The organism is Microbacterium sp. dk485 (assembly GCF_004570445.1).
Taxonomy (GTDB): Bacteria; Actinomycetota; Actinomycetes; order Actinomycetales; family Microbacteriaceae; genus Microbacterium; species Microbacterium wangchenii.
This window is the reverse complement of the sequence record NZ_SPQW01000001.1, coordinates 1467706-1489185: the sequence shown is the minus strand read 5'-3', so window position 1 is coordinate 1489185 and position 21480 is coordinate 1467706. Positions and strand designations below refer to the sequence as shown.

General features: G+C 68.4%; 22 protein-coding genes and 1 tRNA gene. 6 read left to right on the top strand and 17 right to left on the bottom strand.

What is annotated here, in order from left to right; all coding sequences use genetic code 11:
- Positions 1-72 precede the first annotated feature (72 nt).
- Genes E4V99_RS07005 through E4V99_RS06995 form a run of 3 tightly spaced genes read right to left on the bottom strand, consistent with a single transcriptional unit; the run spans position 73 to position 1747 of the window.
- Entirely contained in the window at positions 73-516 is a 444-nt protein-coding gene (locus E4V99_RS07005) for an Rrf2 family transcriptional regulator (protein WP_135070332.1), read from the bottom strand.
- A 16-nt stretch (positions 517-532) separates the two neighbouring features.
- Positions 533-1027 carry a hypothetical protein gene (locus E4V99_RS07000; RefSeq protein ID WP_135070335.1) on the bottom strand — a complete coding sequence of 165 codons (495 nt, stop codon included), beginning with the start codon at positions 1025-1027 and terminating at the stop codon, positions 533-535.
- A gap of 9 nt (positions 1028-1036) precedes the next feature.
- Positions 1037-1747, bottom strand: coding sequence for an NIPSNAP family protein (locus E4V99_RS06995; RefSeq protein ID WP_135116777.1), 711 nt, complete (start codon positions 1745-1747; stop codon positions 1037-1039).
- A 282-nt stretch (positions 1748-2029) separates the two neighbouring features.
- Between E4V99_RS06995 and E4V99_RS06990 the strand changes: the two genes are divergently transcribed.
- The 4 genes from E4V99_RS06990 to E4V99_RS06975 all read left to right on the top strand — a co-directional run bounded on the left by E4V99_RS06990 (position 2030) and on the right by E4V99_RS06975 (position 3905).
- Positions 2030-2103 (top strand) — tRNA-Gly (locus E4V99_RS06990).
- Positions 2104-2450: 347 nt separating this feature from the next.
- Positions 2451-2966 carry a hypothetical protein gene (locus tag E4V99_RS06985; RefSeq protein WP_135116776.1) on the top strand — a complete coding sequence of 172 codons (516 nt, stop codon included), beginning with the start codon at positions 2451-2453 and terminating at the stop codon, positions 2964-2966.
- A gap of 147 nt (positions 2967-3113) precedes the next feature.
- Positions 3114-3428 carry a SemiSWEET family transporter gene (locus E4V99_RS06980; RefSeq protein WP_135070344.1) on the top strand — a complete coding sequence of 105 codons (315 nt, stop codon included), beginning with the start codon at positions 3114-3116 and terminating at the stop codon, positions 3426-3428.
- Positions 3429-3437: 9 nt separating this feature from the next.
- On the top strand, positions 3438-3905 hold the full coding sequence (locus tag E4V99_RS06975) for a GNAT family N-acetyltransferase (RefSeq protein ID WP_135070347.1): 468 nt from the start codon (positions 3438-3440) through the stop codon (positions 3903-3905).
- A 76-nt stretch (positions 3906-3981) separates the two neighbouring features.
- On the opposite strand, the gene E4V99_RS06970 is transcribed toward E4V99_RS06975, so the two are convergent.
- The 5 genes from E4V99_RS06970 to E4V99_RS06950 are packed head-to-tail and all read right to left on the bottom strand — an operon-like array spanning position 3982 to position 11438.
- Entirely contained in the window at positions 3982-5343 is a 1362-nt protein-coding gene (locus tag E4V99_RS06970) for an MmgE/PrpD family protein (RefSeq protein WP_135070350.1), read from the bottom strand.
- Complete coding sequence (locus tag E4V99_RS06965) at positions 5336-7378, bottom strand: 3-hydroxyacyl-CoA dehydrogenase NAD-binding domain-containing protein (protein ID WP_135116775.1); 2043 nt, start codon at positions 7376-7378, stop codon at positions 5336-5338. The genes E4V99_RS06970 and E4V99_RS06965 overlap by 8 nt, the downstream gene beginning before the upstream one ends.
- Positions 7375-9459 (bottom strand): acetate--CoA ligase family protein, encoded by a 2085-nt coding sequence (locus E4V99_RS06960; protein WP_205805832.1) that lies wholly within the window; start codon positions 9457-9459, stop codon positions 7375-7377. Before E4V99_RS06960 ends, E4V99_RS06965 begins: the two co-directional genes overlap by 4 nt.
- Positions 9460-9461: 2 nt before the next feature.
- Complete coding sequence (locus tag E4V99_RS06955) at positions 9462-10613, bottom strand: acyl-CoA dehydrogenase (protein ID WP_135070359.1); 1152 nt, start codon at positions 10611-10613, stop codon at positions 9462-9464.
- A 48-nt stretch (positions 10614-10661) separates the two neighbouring features.
- Positions 10662-11438 carry an enoyl-CoA hydratase-related protein gene (locus E4V99_RS06950; RefSeq protein WP_205805834.1) on the bottom strand — a complete coding sequence of 259 codons (777 nt, stop codon included), beginning with the start codon at positions 11436-11438 and terminating at the stop codon, positions 10662-10664.
- A gap of 78 nt (positions 11439-11516) precedes the next feature.
- Here E4V99_RS06950 and E4V99_RS06945 point away from each other — a divergent pair, with 78 nt between their 5' ends.
- The gene (locus tag E4V99_RS06945; RefSeq protein WP_187270428.1) at positions 11517-11894 is read left to right on the top strand and encodes a hypothetical protein; all 378 of its coding nucleotides are present in this window, start codon (positions 11517-11519) and stop codon (positions 11892-11894) included.
- The gene (locus E4V99_RS06940) at positions 11891-12763 is read left to right on the top strand and encodes an alpha/beta hydrolase (protein WP_135070362.1); all 873 of its coding nucleotides are present in this window, start codon (positions 11891-11893) and stop codon (positions 12761-12763) included. The genes E4V99_RS06945 and E4V99_RS06940 overlap by 4 nt, the downstream gene beginning before the upstream one ends.
- 42 nt (positions 12764-12805) lie before the next feature.
- Here the strand turns inward: E4V99_RS06940 and E4V99_RS06935 are convergent, their stop codons facing one another.
- The 9 genes from E4V99_RS06935 to E4V99_RS06895 all read right to left on the bottom strand — a co-directional run bounded on the left by E4V99_RS06935 (position 12806) and on the right by E4V99_RS06895 (position 21399).
- Positions 12806-13612 (bottom strand): N-acyl homoserine lactonase family protein, encoded by an 807-nt coding sequence (locus tag E4V99_RS06935; protein ID WP_135070366.1) that lies wholly within the window; start codon positions 13610-13612, stop codon positions 12806-12808.
- On the bottom strand, positions 13605-14480 hold the full coding sequence (locus tag E4V99_RS06930; protein ID WP_135070369.1) for an NAD(P)-dependent oxidoreductase: 876 nt from the start codon (positions 14478-14480) through the stop codon (positions 13605-13607). The genes E4V99_RS06935 and E4V99_RS06930 overlap by 8 nt, the downstream gene beginning before the upstream one ends.
- A 32-nt stretch (positions 14481-14512) precedes the next feature.
- Positions 14513-15997 (bottom strand): aldehyde dehydrogenase family protein, encoded by a 1485-nt coding sequence (locus tag E4V99_RS06925; protein ID WP_167747844.1) that lies wholly within the window; start codon positions 15995-15997, stop codon positions 14513-14515.
- A 24-nt stretch (positions 15998-16021) separates the two neighbouring features.
- On the bottom strand, positions 16022-16681 hold the full coding sequence (locus tag E4V99_RS06920; protein WP_135070376.1) for a GntR family transcriptional regulator: 660 nt from the start codon (positions 16679-16681) through the stop codon (positions 16022-16024).
- A gap of 65 nt (positions 16682-16746) precedes the next feature.
- Entirely contained in the window at positions 16747-17460 is a 714-nt protein-coding gene (locus tag E4V99_RS06915) for an ATP-binding cassette domain-containing protein (protein ID WP_135116774.1), read from the bottom strand.
- Entirely contained in the window at positions 17457-18218 is a 762-nt protein-coding gene (locus E4V99_RS06910; protein ID WP_135116773.1) for an ABC transporter ATP-binding protein, read from the bottom strand. Before E4V99_RS06910 ends, E4V99_RS06915 begins: the two co-directional genes overlap by 4 nt.
- Positions 18215-19243: a branched-chain amino acid ABC transporter permease gene (locus tag E4V99_RS06905; protein WP_135116772.1), complete on the bottom strand. Its 1029-nt coding sequence runs from the start codon at positions 19241-19243 to the stop codon at positions 18215-18217. Before E4V99_RS06905 ends, E4V99_RS06910 begins: the two co-directional genes overlap by 4 nt.
- A gap of 1 nt (position 19244) precedes the next feature.
- Positions 19245-20126 (bottom strand): branched-chain amino acid ABC transporter permease, encoded by an 882-nt coding sequence (locus E4V99_RS06900; RefSeq protein ID WP_135116771.1) that lies wholly within the window; start codon positions 20124-20126, stop codon positions 19245-19247.
- Between the two features lie 34 nt (positions 20127-20160).
- Positions 20161-21399: an ABC transporter substrate-binding protein gene (locus E4V99_RS06895; protein ID WP_135070393.1), complete on the bottom strand. Its 1239-nt coding sequence runs from the start codon at positions 21397-21399 to the stop codon at positions 20161-20163.
- Between the last annotated feature and the right edge of the window lie 81 nt (positions 21400-21480).

Sequence of the window (21480 nt, the reverse complement as noted above, 5' to 3'; positions counted from 1 at the left end):
GCGAGAGCGCGACATTATGTCGCGCTCTCGCCGGTGGGGTGCAGTGTGGCGGTGGCAGGCATGACGGCGTGGTTACCCCGGCAGCGGATGATCGACGAGGATCGACTCGAGGATGCTGCTGACCGTTCGTCGACTCAGTTCTCGCTCGACCGCCTCTTCGACCTCCTCGTACACGGACCCGAGCACCGGGCGAATGCCGTAGCCCACTGGACAGGTCTGCTTCGGTTCGTGCGGATGCATGGCGAACAGCCGCTCAGACCCCAACGCTCGTCGGACGTCGGAGAGTCTTATCTGGTCGGTCGGTCTCGCGAGCGTCCATCCCGAGCCGGGGCCGCGGCCGCTCTCCACTATGCCGGCGTCCCTCAGCGGTGCAAGCAGCCGCCGCACCAGCACCGGGTTGCTCGCCAAGCTGTCGGCGATCCGCTCCGACGTCAAAGGGCGCTCGCCTCGCCGGGCAGCGAGCTCGATCCAGCACAGCGCGTGGACGGCGATCGTGAAATGACTGTTCGCTGCCATCAGCAGGTGCCGGTCCTCAACTGGTCCGCGTCCACGTCATCACCCAGTTCGTCTCCCACGTCAGCCCATCGTCGACGGAGAACGCCTGCTCCCAGGTCGCCGCCTGAGAAGAGATCGAGTGCCACGTGTATCTTGCGAGGATCCTCTTGTCTTCGAAGGTGTCCGGTCCGACGGCGGTGAACATGCCGTCCGAATCCCAGCCGCCTCGCACGGGAGCCTGAAGATGGCCGGTCTGACTGTTCACCCAGTAGATCGTCCAGTCGTCGGCGACGCGGTCATGTACGCGGATCGATGTACCGGCGAAACCGAGTTCCGGGTACCACATCTCGTCGATACTGATCGCACCATTGTGAAGCGTCGTGGAGCGGGCCGTGGCGGGGGTCTCGTACCAATCGCCGCCACCCGAGAGTGGCCGTCTGAGCCGCCGGTTGGCGACCGACCATTCCCCGATGAGGAAGTCGAACCCGGACGTGCGCTTCTCGAGCGCTTCGATATGTTGCGGGGAGAACATCTTGCTCCATTACTGATCGATAGATCGTTGTGTGGCAATGGGGTCGAGCCGGAGAAGTTCGATGTCGATCTCCGGGTCGCTGCAGACGCCGGAGATCAGATCGACCCATTCGAGGTCGTCTGACAGCCGCACTACCGCGTCGTCACGCTCGCGCGCGGTGGCAAAAGAGGCCTGCCAGACCAAGGTCGGCTCGGGTCGGACAGGAAGCCGCGCGAAATCGTTGACGGCGGTCTCACTGACGAGGACGGATGCCCCAGCGTCCAGACGGGCCATCAGCGAAGCGTGAACTCGGGACGCGACCTCATCGGCGTCGCGGTGGTGGAGGTTCCGGATGACCATCGCGGCCGCCACGGCACACGCCTGACCGCGTCCGCCGATTTCGGCGCTCGCGGCGTGGGCGGCCCACCGGAGCAGCAGCACATCATCGCTCTCCAACATCGTTGCGTTGGCCGCGTCGCGATGCGCCGCCCACACCGGCCCCTCGTAGAAAGCCTCGAGTGCGGTGCGGCGAGACCGCATATCCGCAAAACCGCGCCACCACACGAACTCCGCCGGGGCGTCAGCATCGCGGTACAGCCGACCGATCCGCATCCCCGCAGCCGACTGGCCCGCGATCAAGTACCTCTGAAAGAGGTCATGCAACACATTCACATGCGCCGCAGATCGGAGCCGGTAGCGACGGAACTCCACCACCCCGGCGTTCGCCAACGTCGTCATCACGCCCCGCCCTCGAGTAATAGAGAACCACTATGGTTGCGTATCGTAGGCGTCGGGGCCCGGCCACGCTAGAGCGGGTCCCCCGAGAGTCGAACCCACGGGGGTCACCATCCGAGCTCCCGACGCCGGGTATCTTCGGCACTGCGCGGTCAGCGAACGGCAACCCCCGGTCCGACAGGTAAGCTGATGGGGTGGCGCCGAACTCGGGCACCACGCTCACGCGTATGCAAACCTGTACACGTCGCCTTGACTGGGATCCTCGATCCCAGTAATTTCAAGGCTTCCGGGGCTGTAGTTCAATGGCAGAACTTCTGCTTCCCAAGCAGACAGCGCGGGTTCGATTCCCGTCAGCCCCTCCACTTGTCAGTTCTCGACGCCAGTTGAGACGTTCTCGCGAGACCTGACACAACGAAGGTCGCAACTCGCGCTTCGCGAGAGCTAGCTCCGACCGTCCGCGGCACACCCTCCCTTGTTCACTCGTTCCATGCCCGAGTGCTCACGCAGACGCGCTTGAGCGTGTCGGTAGTCGCTGGAGGACCGACTTCGGTCATGCTGTCGTCATCGAGAACACGGCCCACAGCATCACTGGCCTCGGCTCGACCGCGCCAATTTCGGTGAAGGAGTTGCGAGCTGAACTCGATCCCGAGCAAGACGGGCCGTCTTTTGCAGCGAGTCGCCCTTTCTTGCAGGCGGAGACGAATTCGCGGTGAATCGCTCGATGCTGATGGCAGCGGCTGCGCTCCTATGCGCTGCGATATTGACGGGTTGTAGCACCAGCACCGGGCAGTACGCATATGGTTCCCAGGAATCGGACGTCGTCGGAGCCTGGACGACGCTCAACGGCCCGGAAATCGAGCTCGTACTCAACCCCGATGGAACTCTCGAAGCGCAGCAGTGGCCTGCACCACTGACCTGCCGCAATGTGGACGTCCCCGAAGTCGACGACTTCGCCGCGGAACCCACGGCAACGGTCACCGGCGAGTGGTCCGTCTTCGCAGGAGAACAGCCGGGAGGTTTGCCGACTGTGTCGCTGAGCATCACGGACACTTCATGCCCGGATTCTCACGTCGTCGCATATCTGTGGCGAGACGAGGAAGGCCACCTCAGCGCTTGCCTTCCACTCGAGTCGGTACTCCACCCCGATAACTTCTCGCCGAACAGGCTCTGGATGTTCACCCCTCGCAATGAGGATGCGGCTTCGGAAGCACCGTGCTTCGGTTGATGCCCTCGCCAGCGCTCGGCTGCTGAGGTGACACTGAGGCGACGGTTGTGTCGCGGACGGGCTTCGCTCACACGCGAAACCTTCCGCCTCGGAATCGGTTGCCGGAGTAGCGTCGAACGCGCTGCTTGATCTACGGGAGGCGTCGTCATGCCGAGTTGGATTCTTGGAACCGCAGCATCCGCGTGGGGGATCGTGATGGCGATCGCGCCGGTGCTGCAGATCATCCGGATGCTGCGGCGCCGGTCGGCGGAGGACATCTCGCTCGGGTACTTCGCGCTGCTGGTGCCCGGGTTCATCCTGTGGGTGGCATACGGGATCGCGACCGCGGACATCTTCCTGACCGCGCCGAACGCGCTCGCCACGCTCACCGCGCTCACCGTCATCGGCCTCACCTTGTGGATGCGCCGTGCCGCGGGAAACCGGCCCGAGAACGCTCCCCCGTCCGAACGCACCGCGGCGTAAGAGCCGGGCATGGCCGAGTTGAAGCTGGCGGAGAGCGATGTCCCCGCGTTCGTCGACCGCCTGCTCCCGCTGCAGCGACAGGCGTATGCCGTCGAAGCCGCCCTGATCGGCGACGACCGCATTCCGCCCCTCCACGAGAACGAGGCCGATCTGCGCGCGGCCGGCCTCTGCTGGCTGCTCGAAGTCGACGGCGACCGGGTCGTCGGCGCGCTCGGCTACCGCACGGAGGAGGGCGTAGTGGACCTCGATCGACTGATCGTGGATCCGTCGTTCCACCGGCGAGGGATCGCCTCGCGACTCGTGAAACGCGTGCTGGCCGAAGGATCGCGCGTCACGGTCTCCACCGGCCGCGAGAACGCGCCGGCGCGCCGGTTGTACGAGTCATTCGGTTTCGCCCACTGGGGGGACAGCGAAGTGCTCCCGGGCCTGTGGATCAGCGTCTACCTGCGCGTCTCGGAGGAACTCACGACGCACTGACGATCCGGCAGCCGTCGGGCTCACCGAATGCGGTGACACCGCCGCCAGCCTCTCCGGAGCGCGATCGGCTCGGTCGTCACCGTCCCACCGGCGCGGTCCAGGGCAGGTCCCTCATCGAGGCGAGCGACTCGATCGACGAGGTCGCCAGCAGCAGCTGTCGCGCCTGTTCGACTCCGAGCACCGGCACCGTCAGATCCTCGAACTTCCGCTGCAGCGCCGCGTCGTCGATGGGGTTCTGGGGGCTGCCGAGCCGGTCGCGCACCTCGGCCGTGAGGACGTCACCGGTGGTGAGGGTCACGGAGACGCGAGCGCCACGGCGGTGGGGAAAGTCCCGATCGAAATCAGCCGCGGCCTGAACGGTGGACTGCAGCACGAGATCCCGCACGCGAGGGTCGGTGATCCGCTCCTCATCGAAGGACGAGCGCGTCACCTCGCCCTCGACCAGCGCCACGGACACCGCATGTGGAAGACTGAACCGCGCTTCGGACGACTTCCGCGGTTGAAGGATGCCGGCTGTTTCCACCGCCGCCGAGTACGTCTCGATGCGTACGGACGAGATGTCCTCCGCTCGCACCCCCCGCTGCCGCAGGAGCAGCCCGGCGTCGATCGCGGCGAAGGTGTGTCCGCAGCACGGGTAGGGCTTGACTGTGAGCTCCTGCACGAGGAGGGCATCTCCCAGCGGCGCCCGGCACGCCGCCCACTGCGTGTCCGCCCCGGTGGCGACGCCCAGCCCGGACTCCCCCTCCAGCACATCGGGAGCGCCCGTCAGACCCGCGATCGCCGTGACCGCGGCGACGACGCCGGACTGCGCGGCGTGCCCGGCGTGCAGCGGCTTGGCACCGCCGTCCTGTCGGAAGGTCTGCTGCACTCCCCCCGCCATCGTGCCGGCGACGGCGATCGCTTGCGCGACCTGTTCGCGGGTCGCGCCCCGCGTCACGGCCGCGGCGACGGCTGCTCCGACAGCTCCTGCCGTCCCGGTGGTGTGCCAGTGGCGATAATGCGCCGGGCCGAGGTCGGCGGCCACTCGGCACCCTACTTCGATGCCGGCCACCACACCCCGCAGGAACTGCGCGCCCGTCACGTCAGAGCGGTGAGCCACCGCCATCGCTGCGGCGATCGTGGGGGCACCGGGGTGGTAGAGCCCCGGGGCATAGATGTCGTCGAGCTCCAGCGCATGCGCGGCGGTGCCGTGGATGAGGGCCGCGGTCTCCACAGACGCGAACAGGCCGCGGCCTCCGGCCAGCGGGACGTCGCCGGACCCTGCGCCGAGGGCGGCCAGCAGTGGAGCGGTGGCGGGAGCCGCACTTCCGCCCACGGTCACCGCGAACCAGTCGGTGAGGGTGCGCCCGATCGCGGGGGCGGCCTCCGGCGACGACGCGCGATCAGCCGCCTCCGAGGCGACGTCGCTCAGGACTGCGGCGAGAGGAGCATCACGCACGGCTCTGCGCTCCCCCCAAGACCTCGGCGAGGGCGCCGGATGCGGCCTCCTCGCGCGCTGCCGCGGCCACCACGTCGGCCAGCCGGGTGAGGGTGGCCGCGTCCTGCCGGCGCGCCCACCACATCGGCCCGCCCGCGAATCTGGGGAAGCCGAACCCGTTCACCACGACGGCGTCGACGTCGTCGGCGTGCCGCGCGATCCCGTCCTGCACGACCTTCGCGCCTTCCACGACCATCGCTCCGATGAGGCGCTCGACGATCTCCTCCGGCCCGATGCTCCGACGCCGGATGGACTTGCGCGCGGACTCCGCGACGATCATGTCGTGCACCTGAGGGTCGGGGATGCGGCGGCCCTCTTCGTACCGGTAGTAGCCGCGCCCGCTCCGGCGTCCCCACCATCCGCGGTCGCACAGAAGGTCGGGGATGTCGACGTACCGAGCGGGGAGACGGCCGGTGCTACGCCACCGGTCGCGAAGCGAGCGTGCGATCTGCAGGCCCGACAGGTCCGCGACCGCGAACGGCCCCATCCCGAATCCGAACCCCTCCATCGCCGCGTCGACGTCTTCGGGAAGCGCTCCATCCTCCAGCAGGTACTCGGCATGCCGGCGGTAGACCGAGTAGATCCGGTTTCCGATGAAGCCCTCCGCGTCACCGGCGAGCACCGCCACCTTCCGCAGCTGCTTGGACGCCTGCAGTGCGACCCCGAGGGTCCTCGGTGATGCCGTCGACCCGGGTACGAGTTCGACGAGCTTCATGACGTCGGCCGGATTGAAGAAGTGCATGCCGACCAGCCGGCTGGGGTCCTCCAGCGACTCGGCCAGCCTGGAGACGCTCAGATACGACGTGTTCGTGGCGAGCACCGCGTCGGGGGCGGCGACGGCTGCGGCGCGCAGCACGGACACCTTCACGTCGGGGTCCTCCACGACCGCCTCGATGACGAGGTCCGCGTCGCCCAGATCCGCCGAGTCCGTCGAAGCACCCAGTCGTGCCGACACGCCGACGGCTGCCTCCACGCTGAGGCGGCCGCGGGCGACGGCCTTGTCGAGGGTCTGCTGTATGCGCTCGCGGCCGCGCTGGGCCTGCGTCGCGTCGGTGTCGATCAACTGCACGCCGATCCCGGCGAGGGCGAATGCCGCCCCGATCCCTGCTCCCATGGCTCCGGCGCCGATGATGCCGACCCGGTCCACGCCCGGCTGCCGGGGCGTCGTGCCTGCTCGCCGCGACGCCGCCCGCTCCGCGAAGAAGATGTGGCGCAGGGCCGCGGCGTCGGGAGACAGACGAAGCTCGTCGAAGCGCTCTCGCTCCCGGCGCAGCGCCGTCTCGATGTCGCCGCTGCCCGCGCTGCCGACGAGCTCCAGCGCTGCCACCGCGTTCGCTCGCCGCGCCCCCCGGACCACGCGGCCTGCGACCGCCTCGAGGTCTTCGGTGGGGGAGTCGGGGACAGCCAGCTCGGCGACGCGACGCTTGCGGGCCGTCGTGGCGTACCGGACGGCGGCGCTCAGCAGGTCGCCGGTGACGATCTCGTCGACGATCCCGAGCTCGTGCGCCTCGACGGCGGGCACCCTCCGCCCCGACAGGATGATCTCGAGCGCCGCTTCCCGGCCGACCAGCCGTGGCAGCCGCTGCGTTCCCCCGGCACCGGGGACCATGCCGAGGGTGACCTCAGGCAAACCCACCTGTGCGCGCTGCGACGCAAGCCGCGCGTCGCAGCCCAGGGCCAGCTCGAGTCCGCCACCCAACGCGAAGCCGTCCAGTGCCGCCACGACGGGTTTGGCGCAGTCCTCGATGTCGGCGATGACGGAGGGCAGGAGCGGCTCGGGAACCATGCCGCCGAACTCCCCGAGGTCGGAGCCGGCCACGAAGGAGTCGCCGGCTCCGATGAGGACAGCGGCGACCAGCGCCGGGTCGCTCACCAGCCGCTGGATCCCCGCGGCGATGCCCGCACGCACGCCCTGCGAGCTCGCGTTGACCGGGGGGTTGTCAATCGTCAGGATGAGGATTTCGCCGTCGACGTCCTGGCGCACCTGTCCGCTCATGACCGCTGCCGTTCCTGGGCCACCCGCACCAGAGCGTCTACGGCGACGACGCCGTTGCCCTTCGTCATGACCATCACCGGGTTCGCCTCCGCTTCCTGCACGGCGCCATCCGAGACGATACCCAGACGTGAGACCGCCACCACGGCCTCTGCCAGGCCCTCGAGGTCCCCCTCGGGCAGGCTGCGATAGCCGCTCAACGCGCGCAATGCGGTGATCTCCTGCACCATTTCCCGCGCGACGTCGAGTTGCACCGGCGCGAGACGGAGGGTGCGGTCCTGGTACAGCTCGGCGAGCACACCCCCGGCGGCCAGCAGGACGATGGGGCCGACGGCGGGATCGTCACGGTAGCCGATGAGCACCTCACCGACGCCGGTGACCATCTGCTGCACGAGGACCCTCTCGACCGGCACCCCCGGGGCCTTCTCCGCCACCGACGCGACGATCGCGGCGGCGGCGGCATGCAGCCCCGCGCCGTCCTGCACTCCCAGGCGTACCCCACCCACGTCGGATTTGTGAGGGAGATCGGCCGACAGGACCTTCACGGCGACCGGACCCTCCACCGGCAGATGCTCGGGCAGGCTCCCCACGGCGAGTTCGGCGAAGGGGGCGAAGGTCAGGCCCGCGCCGGCGAGAAGCGCGGCGGATTCCGCCTCATCCATCACCCGCGTGGCGCCCTCCCAGCGCGATGCAGTCACATGCAGGTCGCGCGGCCTGCGGCGGGAGAAGGCGGAAACGATGGCATCCGCCGCCGCCTCAGGCGTGCGGAAGGCCGCGATCCCGCTCTTGCGAAGGAGTTTCAGCGCGTCGGGCGCATCGGGCATGACGAATGCGGCCACGGGCTTGGCGTACCCCGCGCTCTCCGCGATCGGTTTGACCGCATGCTCGGGGCTGAACCGCGCGGATGAGCCGGGCACGGCGAGGACGACGTCGAATTCGGGGGCCGTGCACAGGACGTCCAGCGCCGCTTTCATCACTTCGTAGCGTGTGCCCGCCAGGGTGAGATCGATCAGGGTGCCGTGCCCGACGCGCACACCCTGCGCCTCGAGCCGGGCGACCGTCTCCTCGCTGGGTGCCGTCGGAGCCGCGCCCGCCGCGCCGAGACAGTCGACCATCATCGCCCCGCCACCACCGGTGGTGGACACCACTGCCACGCGGGGCGCTCGGTGCGGGCGGTCCTCGAGCGGCGCGGAGGCGACGAGAAGTTGCGCCTCCAGCAGGGCCTCGAAGTTGGCGACCCGCGCGATCCCCAGGTCGGCGAAGAAGGCGGAGGCGACGGCGTCATCGCCGGCCATCGCACCGGTGTGGGACACCGAGAGCTCGGCCCCCGCGGCCGTCCGGCCGAGCTTGTAGGCGACGATGGGCTTGCCTCGCTCGGCGGCGCCGCGCGCGAATCGGCGCAGGTCCTCCGAGGCGTTGAGGTTCTCCAGGAAGAGGGCGTAGCTGGTGACCTGTGGGTCATCGAGAGAGCCCTCGCAGATCTCCCCCAGTGACAGGTCCAGCTCGCCGCCGGTGGAGACCAGGGCTGCCAGGCCGATTCCCATCTCCCGGCTGCGCGACAGCAGCGCGCCGATCACGCTGCCGGATTGCGACGCGACGAAGACGCCGCCCACGGGCAGGTCGCGCTCGGCGAATGCCGCGTTCGCGGTCAGCGCGAGCCCGCTGCGCACCTCTGCGACCCCGAGACTGCTGGGCCCCAGGATGCGCGTGCGGGTGCCGGCGATGGCCGCGCGAAGCGCCGCGATGCGTTCACCGCCCTGAGGGTCGCTCTCCACGAAGCCGTCGGCCATGACCGTCACGACCGGCACGCCGGTCTCGGCGCACTCCCGGACGATCCCGGCGACCAAGTCCGAGGCCGCCAGCACATAGACGTGGTCGGGCACCTCGGGGAGGGCCGTCACGCTCGGGTAGGCCTTCTCGCCGCGCACCGTGGACCGGGTGGGGTTGACCGGGTAGACGCTGCCCGCCCATCCCGCCTCCCGCAGGAATGCCAGGGGACGCGCCGTGGTCTTCGCCGGGTTGTCGGAAGCGCCGACGATCGCAATCGAGGCGGGATGGAAGAGGGCATCGTGAAGCGTCTTCATCGTCATGCCCCGGCTCGCTGGGAGAAACGGCGACCGAACACCCCCTCGGCGATGCGGTTCTTGAGCACCTCGGTCGACCCACCCGCGATCATCCAGCCCCGCGTGCGGCGGAAGCAGTACTCCACGAGCGCCTCGTCGCTGAAGCCGGTGCCGCCCAGGGCCTGCACCGCGAGGTTGGCGGCGCCGAAGCCCGCCTCGTTGGCGGCGTACTTGGCGATGGCCGTCGCCTGGGCTGACGGCATCCCGGCATCGGCTTCGACCGCGGCACGCATCAGGAGCAGCTGCGCGGATTCCAGCCGCACCGCCTGCTCGGCGAACATCCACTGCAGACCCTGGAACTCCGCGAGCGGACGCCCGAACTGCTCGCGCGTGAGCACGTGCTCGACGGCGAAGTCGAACGCGTGCTTGCCGACCGCGATCGAGCGGGCCGCGTTGCCGAGGCGTTCGACGTTGAACCCGCTGATCTGCTTCTTGAAGCCGCCCTCACCCAGCAGGACCTGGCTGGCGGGGATACGGACGTCCTCGAAGTAGATCTGGCTCCACTCCTCACCGTTCATGAACCGGGAAGGATTTCCCACGGTCAGTCCCGGCGCGTCCCGATCGATGATGACCGAGCCGATGCCGCCCACGCCGGGACCGAAGCGCACGTAGACGAGGTAGAAGTTGGCCTCCGCGCTGTGCGTGCCGAAGATCTTCGTCCCGTTCACGAGGAAGTCCCCGCCGTCCGCAACTGCCGTCGTCGCGAGATCGGTCACAGCCGAGCCCGCGCCCGGCTCGGTCATCCCGAGGGAGACGATGGCCTCCCCCGCCAGGAGCGGAGCGAGGTACCGGTCGCGCTGCTCGTCGCTGGCGTACTCCGCCAGAGTGCGGATCGCGCCGAAGTTGCCGGCCTGTATCACGTCGGCGCTACGAGGATCATGCTTGGCGATCGCCTGGATGGCGATGATCGCCTCCAGCAGAGATGCGCCCTGACCGCCCTTGTCCTCGGCGACCGTGAGCCCAAGCAGACCCTGCTCGGCCATCATCCGGGAGACATCCCAGGGGTACTCGGGGGAATGGGCCCGCTCGAGCGCGCCGGGGGCGAGCATCTTCGCCGCGAAGGACTCGACGTGCGTGCGGAGTTCCTTCACATCGTCGGGAAGATCAAAGTTCATGATGGGCTCCAGTTCCGGTCAGGTGGCAAATCGGCTGTGTCATACGTGTCATCGACCGGTCCACCGGGGAGCACGCTTCTCGGCGAAGGCGGCGACGCCCTCCACCCGGTCTTCACTGGTGTAGGGGTCGGGGTGAAAGTCGGCGCGCAGTGCGGCTGCCACGGGCAGCTCTCGTCCCCGCACGAGCGTGGCCTTGAAGCGTGCGATCGAGAGAGGGGCGCGGGTGGCGATCTCGTTCGCCATCTCCAGTGCGGCGCCGAGGGCGTCGTGCTCCACCACTCGGTTCAGAAGCCCCCACCTCTGAAGCTCGGTCGCCGCGACGAAGTCGCCGAGGTACACCCACTCGAAGTACACCGAGGACGGGACACTGCGCGCGAGGATCGTCGAGCCGAACACCGCCCCCAGCCCTCGCTTCGCTTCGGGCAGCGCGAACCGGGCGTGCGAGACGCTGACGCGGAGGTCGCACGCCAGTGCCACCTCGAACCCGCCGCCGACCGCGTCCCCATTGATGGCTGCGATGGTGGGCTTGCGGCATTCCCAGATCGCCTCGAAGGCGTTGCGCCGGAAATCCCGCATCGGCGGACGGGCTGACACGGCGCCCGCGTCCCTCGCTGCCCGTTCCTTCAAGTCCCGCCCGGAGGAGAAGGCCTGCGACCCGGCCCCCGTCAGGATGAGCGCCTTGATCGCGGGGTCCTCCTCGACGCGGACCGCGCACCGCACGATCTCATCCAGCGCCGCCTCGTTCAGCGCGTTGCGGACGGAGGGACGGTCGATCGTGAGCACGGCCACGCCACCGTGCGTCTCCATGCGGATCTCGTTGGACACCGTCGTCTCCTTCCCCACCGGGTCGTGATGGGCTACTGTACATTATATATAACGTACACTCCTGGAACCGAGGATGCTGTGTTCACCCATATCCCCGCGCTGGTCAACGACGACGCCGCGTTGCGTCGTCGCGGCCGCTTCGTCACGACCGCCTTCCTTGCCGCCGCCGGCGACGAGCATTACCTGTTCTCCGTCCACTCGGGGGAACTGACCGTCCGACCCGGACCCTTCGTGTCGCCGCGCTGGAGTTTCGCCCTGCGCGCGGAATCGGACAGCTGGCAGCGATTCTGGTCGCCCGCACCCGACCCCGGCTGGCACGACCTGATGGCGATGATCAAGTTCAAGACACTCGTAGCCGAGGGGGATCTGCACCCGTTCATGTCGAATCTGCTCTGGTTCAAAGACGTGCTTGCGGCGCCGCGTCGCCTCGCGCTCGCATCGGAGGCGAGCCGATGAGCGCGCTCTTCGACCCCATCATCGGTCGCTACGTCACGCTGGAGATCGGCGGGCGACCCCACCGCATCTATGTCGAGGAGGCGGGGTCGGGCACCCCGCTCCTGTGCCTGCACACGGCTGGCGCGGATTCGCGCCAGTGGCGTGGGGTCATGAACGACCCGGAGGTCACCGCAAACCACCGCGTCATCGCCTTCGACCTGCCCCGCCACGGGAAGTCGTCACCCCCCTCGGGGTGGAGCCTGGACGAGCCCGATTACGCCCTCACCGCGGATGCGTACATCGACACGATCTTGGCCGTGTCGGCGGCTCTCGAGCTGGATCGCCCCCTCGTGATGGGCTGCTCCATCGGCGGACGCATCGTGCTGCACCTGGCCATGCGTCACCCCGACCTGTTCGGCGGCGTCATCGGCCTGCAGTCGGGCGCGCACGTGGAGCCCTACTACGACCTGGAGTGGCTGAACCGGCCGGACGTCCACGGCGGGATGGTGTGCGCCGGCATCGTCTCGGGTCTCGTGGGCCCTGAGGCGCCGTCGGCCGATCGCTGGGAGACCCTCTGGCACTACATGCAGGGCGGCCCCGGGGTCTTCAAGGGCGACCTGTACTTCTACAAGCAGGACGGCGACATCCGTGAAACCGTGAGCCGGATCGACACCGAGACCTGCCCCGTTTTCCTTCTCTCGGGTGAGTACGACTACTCCGCCACACCGGACGACACCCGCGCGGTGGCTGCCGCGATCGGAACGGATGAGGTGACGATCATGCCCGGCCTCGGCCACTTCCCGATGTCGGAGAACCCGGCCGCGTTCCTGACCCACTTCCGGCCGGTGCTCGAACGGGCCGACCGCGCCAGGGCGCTGCGCTCGCGCTGAGCAGCGTGCGCGGAGGGAGCACGACGTTCCCTCCGCGCACGTTCAGCGCGCGGCGGGCGGCCGGTGCAGCGCGACGATTCCCTCGGGAAGATCGCCGCACGCGTATCTCGTCATGACCTCGGGGTCGTGCCCCGGGATGATGTGCTCCCACGTGTCGGCCAGTTCTTCGATGCGGACATACCCCTCGAGCATCTGCGGGAGGTCGACCACGGCCGGGAACGGGTCGCGGCGCTCGTGGTTGGCGTAGTAGTGCAGTGCGTCAGACGCGATCACGACCCAGCCGCGCTCGGTGTACACGCGGACGACCTGCAGGCCGCGGGTGTGCCCGCCGATGTGATGCAGCTCCACCCCGGGCACGAGCACTCTCGTCCCATCGATTGCCCGTACCGAGGAGGCGAAGATCCGCTCCAGCACCACCTTGAGGTCGTCGACGTCGAAGAAGTGGCTCAGCGACGGATGCCCCATGTCGGGGCCGAGCACATAGTCCAGTTCGCTCTTCTGCACCCACACGCGAGCGGCCGGGAAGTCTCCTATGCGCCCCGCGTGGTCGTAGTGCAAGTGCGTGATCACGAGGTCGGACACGGCATCCGGATCGATGCCGAGCTCACCGGCGGCATCCCGGGGCAAACGGTCCAGCCGCCTGCCCCGCTGCGGGTCCGCGCGGTCGCTCATGCCGGTGTCGACGGCGATGATCGTCTCCCCGCGACGGAGGAACCACATGTCGAAGTCCATCGTCATTTCGCCGGTCAGGTCCCTGGCGTGCAGGAAGTTGTCCCTCGCGGGGCGATCGATCCTGCCGAGGCGGACGGCGTACGCCTCGAACGGCTCCGGGATGCCGACGTCAGCCACGACCGTCGATGAGCTTGATCATCACGGGGTAGTACTCGTCCTCGTACCCGGCATCCCGCGTCCGCTCGAGCAGCTCCATCGTCTGGGTTGCTCCGGGCGCATGGATCCCGGCCTCCTGCGCGAGCGTGAGGGCCAGGCGCAGATCCTTGATCGCGTAGAGAGTGGGGAACCGCTTCGGAGCGTACTCGTCGGTCACGAGCGAGTCCATGGCCGCGTTGCGCAGCTGGAAGCTGTCGGCGGAGCCCAGCTGCAGCGTTTCGAACAGCACCTTGCCGTCGACGCCGGAGGCGCGGCCGATCGCCATCGCCTCGGCGAGGGCGTTGATGTTCTGGAACACCACCATGTTGTTGATGATCTTGATGACCTGGCCGCTGCCCAGTGGGCCGGCATGGACCACGTCGCTGCCCATGGTGGAGAGGAGGGGCAGCACGGTGTCGAAGTGCTCCCGCTCGGCGCCCACGGTGATGAGCAGAGTGCCGTCGATGGCGGCCTGACGCAGCCGCGCAACCGGAGCATCGATGAAGACGACGCCCGCCTCTGATGCACGCTCCCCCAACGCCCGGGTGCCGTTGACATCGCTCGTGCTCATGTCGACGATGATCTGCGGTCGGTCGTCGCCGGCCAGGATCTCCTCGACGACCTCCTCCACCTGCACGATGCTCGGCAGCGACAGGAACACCACATCCGCTCGCCGGGCCACCTCGGCGACGCTGCCCGCGCGGTCGGCGCCGACCTCCACCGCCTGGTCGAGAGCTGCCGCCACGCGGTCGAACGCCACTACAGGAAGGTCGGATCGACGCACCAGGTTGGCACACATCGCACCCCCCATCACTCCCAGGCCGATGAAACCGAGTGTGCGCACTACCATTGGTGACTCCTTCGCGCTTGGTCGTAGATCCGTCAGTCGAGCGACACGATGACGCTCTTGAGCTGGCTGTAGTGGTGCAGGGCCTCCATGCCCTTCTCCCGTCCCAGCCCGCTGGCCTTGTATCCCCCGAAGGGCACCTCGACCCCCGCGCCGGCGTAGCGGTTGACCTGCACCTGCCCCGCCTGAAGTCGCGCGGCCACGCGGTGGGCGCGACCCACGTCCCTCGTGAACACGCCCGCCGACAGCCCGTAGGGAGTGTCGTTCGCGATCCGGATGGCGTCCTCGAGCTCGTCGTAGGCGATGACCGACTGGACGGGGCCGAAGACCTCCTCCTGGGCGATGGTCATGCCGTTCTCGACACCTGACAGCAGCGTGGGGCGCACATAGAACCCGTCCCGCTCGGGAAGATCGCCGCCGGAGGCCACCGTGGCGCCCTCCGCTTCGGCTCCGGCGATCAGGTCGAGCACCGTCTCCCTCTGCCGCGCGGATGCCAGGGGTCCCATGTCGTGGTCGCCCAGCCCGTGCCCGATCGTGAGACCTTGCATGCGCTGCGCGATCTTGGTGATGAGCTCCTGCTCGACACTGCGGTGCACGATCAGACGCGTCGTGGCGAAACACGACTGGCCCGAGTTGCGGATGACCGCCAGCGCCCCCGCCTCAGCCGCGCGATCCAGATCCGCGTCCTCGCACACGATCGTGGGTGATTTGCCGCCGAGCTCGAGGTTGCACCCGATGATGCGCGACGCCGCGATCTCGCCGACGCGCTTGCCGACGGCGACGGACCCGGTGAAGGTGATGTGCTGCACGAGCGCGTGGCGCAACAGCGCCTCCCCGACCACGGACCCCTGCCCGAGCACCACGTTGCAGAGCCCGGCAGGCAATCCGGCCTCCGCCATGAGCACGGCGACGAACGCGGAGGTGATCGGCGTCACCTCCGCCGGCTTGACCACGACCGAGTTGCCCACCGCCAGGCTGGGGGCGACACCGCGCATCATCTGGCTGATGGGAGCGTTCCACGGCGTGATGTGGGCGATGACTCCGTAGGGTTCACGCCGCGTGTAGGCGAGCGTGGAGGAATCCTGCGGGATCGTCTCGCCCCCGAACTTGTCGACCCCGCCGCCGTAGTACTCCAGGTAGCGGGCGCTGACGGCGATGTCGGCACGTGCCTGCGACAGCGGCTTGCCGGTGTCGATCGATTCCAGCTGGGCCAGGACTTCCTGGTGGTCTCGGATGGTCTGCGCGCACCGGATCAGGATGCGTCCGCGATCAACGGGGGCCATCGCCGCCCACGCCGGCCAGGCGCGCTCGGCGCTCCGGACCGCCTCGTCCACGTGCGCCTGCTCCGACCGCTCGTAGGCCAGCACCGCCCGCGCGGTGCCGGGGTCGATGATCTGCTCGGTGTCCTCGCGACCCCGCTCGGTCCACCGGCCGTCGATGACGGCGGTGAGGATCTCGGGCAGGTTCGCGGCGCGCAGGACGTCCGCGACCATGTTCCCGTGTTCGATCGTCGAGGGCATCGAGCCCACCATCCTTTCGTGACGTCAGGAGCCTTGCTGAACCTGACGGAAGTGTTCGCTGGTCATGACGTGCGCGGCCATCAGCCGACCCGCTTCCGCGGCATCCCCGCGCACGATGGCGTCGAGGATCTCCCGGTGCTCCGCGAGGAGCACCTTGGCCTGGGACTCGACCTCCCAGATCGTCAGACGCGCCGGCAGTGCCGTCCACAGCTGCCCGATGAAGTTGGAGACGATGGGCGAGACGGCACCGTAGATGGCGAAGTGGAACTCGCGGTTCAGATGGGAGAGGTCGGTGGCATCGCCCTTGCCCTCGGTCGCCGCGAGCCGGTCGTGGGCCGCGACGATCCGCTCCATCTGCTCGGGTTCGAGGCGCTGCACCGCGGCCTCCACCGTGCTGCCCTCCGCCGCCGAGCGCAGGCGGTAGAGGTCATGGATCTCCTGCGGCTTCAGTTCTGAGACCACGACTCCCCGGTGCTGGGAGTAGGTGATCGTCCCGTCCGCCTCCAGCAGCCGCAGCGCCTCGCGCACGGGGGTCGCGCTCACGCCGTACCGGGCGGCGAGCTCTTGCTGCCGCAGGTTCGAGCCGGCGGCCACGGCACCCGACTGGATGTCGTCGCGCAGCCGTTCCAGGACGTACTCCACCTTGCTCAACGGACGCCGTGACTGTCCATCACCCTGCGACATGGGCTCCTCCTGGGATACCGGGACCTGGGGTCGTTGCCTCCATCATCGGGTACCGCCCCGGCCCGTCAATGCGACGACGAGACGGACAGGAACTTATGCTGCAGTTCCGGCGCCCGGGCGAAAGCGGCGGAATCCGACGCATGCACGACGTTGCCGGTCTCCAGGACGTACACACGCGAGGTCGTCTGCAGCACGAAGTTCAAGTTCTGCTCGGCGACGAGGACGGCCGCGCCCGTGCGCTGAGGCAGGGCGGCGATCGACTCCTGCAGCTCCTGGACGACCACTGGCGCGAGGCCCTCCGTGGGTTCGTCCAGCAGCAGGACCCGCGGTCTGGCCGCCAGTGCCCGCGCGATCGCCACGGCCTGCTGCTCGCCTCCTGAGAGCTGGAATCCCTCGCGATCGATGAGTCGGCCCATGATCGGCAGCAGATCGACGATCTCATCGACGTCGAGTTTCTGCTTGCGCATGCGCGCGGCGATCCGAAGGTTGTCCAGCACGGACAGACCGGCGAAGATGCGTCGTTCGGCCGGAACGATCGCGATGCCTGCGCGGGCGATCTGTTCGGGCACCATCCGCGTGATGTCGGCGCCATCGAAGAGGATCTGCCCGCGTCGGCGAACCTCCATTCCCATGATCGCCTTGAAGGTGCTCGTCTTTCCGGCGCCGTTGCGCCCGAGCACGCCGACCATCTCGCCGGCGTCCACCTCGATGTCGATCCCGAACAGCGCTCCGGCGGGGCCGTAGGAGGCGCTCACCCGGTTCAGCTGCAGAACGCTCATGATTCGACCACTCCCAGATACAGCTCTCTCGTCTCCGGCGCCTGCTCGACCTCGCTGGGGGTTCCTTCGATCACCACGACCCCCTGACCCATGAGAACGACCCGGTCGCTCAGGGCGAACACGACGTCCATGTCATGGGCAGTGAGGACCACCGTCATATTGCCGTGATCGGACCGGATGCGCTGCAGCGTTGCGATGGTGCGTGCGGTGTCGTCGAGCGACATCCCCGCTGTCGGCTCGTCGAGCAACAGCATCTGGGGATCCTGGACCAGCGCCATGGCCAGTTCCAGTCGCTTTCGATCGCCCTGCGGGAGGACGCCCGCCGGCACACGGGCGATGTCATGCAGGTCGAGCTCGTCCATGACGTCGGCCACGCGGGCCTGCGTCGCGCCCGCCCCGCCGAGCCGGTCCCAGAACCGTGCACCCCTGCCCTCGGAAACGGCCCGCGATATGGCGAGGTTGTCCTCGACGGTGCGCGAGGTGAACAAGCGCGCCACCTGGAAGGTGCGGCTGACGCCGTGCCGGGCCAGCCGGGCAGCGGACCACGAGGTGACGGATCGCCCTTCGAACTCGATCGTGCCCGCTGTCGCCCGGTGCTCTCCGGCGATCGTGCCGAACAGGGTGGATTTGCCCGCACCGTTCGGCCCGATGATCGACACGCATTCGGCCGGGGCGACATCCAGGTCGACCCCGCGGACCGCGTGGACGGCGCCGTAGGACTTCTTGAGCCCTCGGACACGGAGGATCGTGTCGGTCATCGGGTTGCCACCTTCCTGCGACGCTGCACAGCTCCAGCGATCTTCTTCGGCAGACTCAGCAGCCCTCCCGGCACCACGAGCACGATCACCAGCAGCGCCAGCCCGACCCAGAAGTCCGGGGCGCTGGTGGCATCCAGCAGGAAGTGCTTCACCAGGACGAGGAGGATGGCACCGATCACCGGGCCCCAGAACGAGCGCATGCCGCCGATCAGGCACATCACGATCACCTCGCCCGACAGTCCCCACGCGAGCATCTCGGGCGTGACGAGACCCTGGTGCTGGGCCATCAGAGCACCCGCCAGCCCCGCGAAGGCGCCGGCGAGGACGAACGCCCAGATGCGCACCGAGCGCACACTCACGCCCAGGGCCTCCGCACGGATCGGGTCGTCGCGTACGGCGTTCATGGCCGCACCGAAGGAGGATCCGCGGATGCGCCGCAAGATGAGCAGCGCGATGGTCACGATCACCACGACGTACCACCAGAAGGCCTGATCGGCGAACAGGTTCACACCGAGCAGCTCGCCTCGGCTGATCCCGGGGATCCCGTTCTCCCCGTGCAACTCGGGCACCCGGAAGGTCAGCAGCCACAGGATCTGACCGAAGATCAGGGTCAGCATCGCGAACTCGGTTCCGGTGATCCGGCTGGCGAGCAGCGCGTACGCCCCGGCCACGACCGCGGCGATGAGCATCGCCAGCAGCACGGCGAGAATCGGGTTGTCGATGAAGTCCTTGGTCAGGCCCACCGTGTACGCACCGACCCCGAAGTACGCGGCCTGGCCGAAGGATGACACGCCGGTCCATCCGAACAGGATGTTCGTCGCCGACGCGAACAGGGCGTAGATGACGGCCGTGGTGAGCAGGAACAGGAGCGAGCCGTCGAAGAGGGAACCAACTGCCAGCGCCACCACGATGCACGCCACGAGAACCTCGAGTGAGGGCGGCACCTTCGCCCGGAGGGCCTGCAAGCCCGTCAGGGGCTGCTTCGCCCTCCGGATGGCGACGACTGCCTGGGTCGGAGTGGTCATGTCAGTGTCCCCCAACGCGCTTCTTGGCGAGTCCTTGCGGCCGCAGGAGAAGTACCAGCGCCACCGCGATGTACAGACTGAATCCGGAGAGCCCGGGCGCGAAGTTCACCGCGAGACTGTCGGCGATTCCGAGGATCAGGGCTGCCGTCAGGGCGCCCCCGATCGATCCCAGCCCACCGATGATGACGATGGCGAAGCTCTGGATGGCGAAGGTGGGAGCCAATCCCACGTCGACGCTGACCAGCGGGGCCATGAGCGCGCCGGAGAGCCCCGCGAGCGCGGCACCTACGGCGAAGACGCCGACCTGCACCTTGCGGGCGGGCACGCCCAGGGCGCGCGCCATCTGCTCGTCGATCGAAACGGCACGAACGGTCTTGCCCATCTGCGTCTTCTGCAGAACGAAGAAGAGCGCTGCGCCGATGACGATCCCGATCACCAGCAGCAGGAGGTCGTAGGAGGCGATCCGGATGTCGCCGATACGGACGGAACCACCCAGACCCTCCACCGACGCCTGGCTCCGCGGGCGATTGCCCCAGATCATCAGCGCCAGTCCGTCCAGCGTCACCAGGAGCGCGTAGGACGCCAGGAGCGGGATCATGTGGTCGGTGCCGTACAGCTTGCGGAACACGACCGTGTCGGCGGCGGCGCCCAGGAGCGCCAGTGCGCCTGCCGCCGCGACGGCGGCGAGCAGGAACACCGGCAGGTTCACCGACTGACCGCTCAGCAGGGTGGTGAGGACGAAGGCGCCGAGCATGAAGAACGCACCATGGGCGAAGTTCAGGATGCGGAGGACGCCGAAGATCAGCGTCAGCCCGCTGGCCACGATGAACAGGGGCACGCCCTGAGCTATCCCCGAGATGATGGCTGATATGAGATCGCTCACGGCGCTCCTCTGAAGGTGATGAGGCGGATGCCTGTCAGTGCGTGTCGATCAGGTCCTCGGCGGGAACCACGAAGGTCTCGAGGAACTCGACGCCTTCCGGCGCGTCGGGGTTGCCGATCGACTGCGTGACCACGACGGGGGCGATGAGCTGGTGCGTCTCGGGATCGAATCGCAGCGTGCCGGATGACCCTTCGAACTCCAGTCCGGCAAGCGCTTCCACGACGGCGTCGGGGTCGGCCGAGCCAGCGGCGTCGATGGCCGCCACGTAGGCGTAGCCCGTGAGATAGCCGTCGTAAGACCACGCCATCGGGCGCTCGTCCGCCGCCTCGAGGAACTCTTCGACGAACCGGGTGTTGAACTCATTGTCGTAGGCGGCGTATGCGTAGTCGTACGCGTTCCACATCTCCGGCGCAGCGCCGCCCAGTCCGCGGGCGACGGGCTCGTAGCCGCCGGCGCTGGCCAGGAGCGCGACGCGATCGACGATCTCGAACGCTTCCGCCTGCTGCAGGAACGCGGTCGTGCCGGCGCCGTAGGTGGACAGGAACATCGCGCTGGAGTCGGGCTCGCCGAGTCCGTTCGACAGAGCGGAGACCTGGGAGCGGTAGTTGGTCTCGCCCAGCGGAACCCAGTACTCCTGATTCACCGCCGCGTCCACGCCGGCGGCCTTCACCCCGTCGATGTAGCCCGACCAGGTGTCGCGGCCCCAGGCGTAGTCGAAGCCGAACACGTTGTAGTCGGTGACGGTGGGGAACTGCTCGGCGAGGACGGTCGCCAGAGCGTCGCTGACCATGGTGTCGCGGGGCGCGACGGCGAACGTGCGCTCGTAAGGCTTCTCATCGGCGTACACCCCCGAGAGTTCGTTGCCGGCGCAGACCGAGGTGATGAGCACGCCGCCTGCCTGATCGGCGAGGGGGGCGACGGCGCTGCACGCCGGGGTCGTCAGCATCCCGCCGAGAAGCATCGTGCCGTCGGACATGAAGTCTCGAGCGGACTGCGCGGCGACCTGCGCGTCGGCCTGATCGTCCTTGACGTCGATCTCGAACGTGACGTCGGGGGCGAGTCCATCCTCCTGCGCGTGCTTCACGCCGAGCGCGAATCCTTCGCTGATATGGTCGCCCACCTGGGCGAAGTTGCCGCTCATCGGGGCGATGACGCCCAGCGAGACCGTGCCCGACGCGTCATCCGAGTCGGCGGCGTCGGTACCGCTGCACCCGGAGACGGCGAGCAGGATCGGGACGGAGATCAGAGCCAAAGCGGCCTTGCCATGCTTCATTGCATACCTTTCGGATCGGAACCGGGCGTTCACGACGGGATGACGATACTATATATTCTGGATAACACACAAAGCGCCTCG

Bases quoted from the DNA above. Each gene is read 5' to 3' on its own strand.
- E4V99_RS07005 (WP_135070332.1), bottom strand. From the start codon at position 516: ATGGCAGCGAACAGTCATTTCACGATCGCCGTCCACGCGCTGTGCTGG.
- E4V99_RS07000 (WP_135070335.1), bottom strand. From the start codon at position 1,027: ATGTTCTCCCCGCAACATATCGAAGCGCTCGAGAAGCGCACGTCCGGG.
- E4V99_RS06980 (WP_135070344.1), top strand. From the start codon at position 3,114: ATGCCGAGTTGGATTCTTGGAACCGCAGCATCCGCGTGGGGGATCGTG.
- E4V99_RS06975 (WP_135070347.1), top strand. From the start codon at position 3,438: ATGGCCGAGTTGAAGCTGGCGGAGAGCGATGTCCCCGCGTTCGTCGAC.
- E4V99_RS06965 (WP_135116775.1), bottom strand. From the start codon at position 7,378: ATGAGCGGACAGGTGCGCCAGGACGTCGACGGCGAAATCCTCATCCTG.
- E4V99_RS06960 (WP_205805832.1), bottom strand. From the start codon at position 9,459: ATGAAGACGCTTCACGATGCCCTCTTCCATCCCGCCTCGATTGCGATC.
- E4V99_RS06955 (WP_135070359.1), bottom strand. From the start codon at position 10,613: ATGAACTTTGATCTTCCCGACGATGTGAAGGAACTCCGCACGCACGTC.
- E4V99_RS06940 (WP_135070362.1), top strand. From the start codon at position 11,891: ATGAGCGCGCTCTTCGACCCCATCATCGGTCGCTACGTCACGCTGGAG.
- E4V99_RS06930 (WP_135070369.1), bottom strand. From the start codon at position 14,480: ATGGTAGTGCGCACACTCGGTTTCATCGGCCTGGGAGTGATGGGGGGT.
- E4V99_RS06925 (WP_167747844.1), bottom strand. From the start codon at position 15,997: ATGCCCTCGACGATCGAACACGGGAACATGGTCGCGGACGTCCTGCGC.
- E4V99_RS06920 (WP_135070376.1), bottom strand. From the start codon at position 16,681: ATGTCGCAGGGTGATGGACAGTCACGGCGTCCGTTGAGCAAGGTGGAG.
- E4V99_RS06915 (WP_135116774.1), bottom strand. From the start codon at position 17,460: ATGAGCGTTCTGCAGCTGAACCGGGTGAGCGCCTCCTACGGCCCCGCC.
- E4V99_RS06910 (WP_135116773.1), bottom strand. From the start codon at position 18,218: ATGACCGACACGATCCTCCGTGTCCGAGGGCTCAAGAAGTCCTACGGC.
- E4V99_RS06905 (WP_135116772.1), bottom strand. From the start codon at position 19,243: ATGACCACTCCGACCCAGGCAGTCGTCGCCATCCGGAGGGCGAAGCAG.
- E4V99_RS06895 (WP_135070393.1), bottom strand. From the start codon at position 21,399: ATGAAGCATGGCAAGGCCGCTTTGGCTCTGATCTCCGTCCCGATCCTG.